General features: G+C 67.5%; 1 protein-coding gene. It reads right to left on the reverse strand.

The genetic code is table 11. The features are described 5' to 3' along the window. Positions 1 to 246 (reverse strand): amino acid permease (locus J5M58_RS27475; protein ID WP_207880654.1); only part of this gene is annotated, 246 nt, incomplete at both ends.

The raw sequence follows: 246 nt of genomic DNA on the forward strand, positions 1-246 counted from the left end.
CGTTGGTCAGCCACAGGGCGTTGGCCGGTACCTGGTTGGCGTTCTCGCGGCGCAGGAACTCCGGCATGGTGTGGTCCTTGGCGGCGGCGAACATGATCTCGGCGCACAGCAACGCCCAGGACAGCAGCGCGCCAAGCAGCGAAACCGCCAGGCCGATACTGATCAGCAAGGCGCCCCACGGCCCGACGATATGCTCCAGTACCGAAGCCAGCGACGGGTTCTGCAGCCCGGCCAGTTCCGGCTGGG

Origin of the sequence: Pseudomonas sp. 32_A (genome assembly GCF_017490905.1) — a bacterium.
GTDB classification, from domain to species: Bacteria; Pseudomonadota; Gammaproteobacteria; order Pseudomonadales; family Pseudomonadaceae; genus Aquipseudomonas; species Aquipseudomonas inefficax.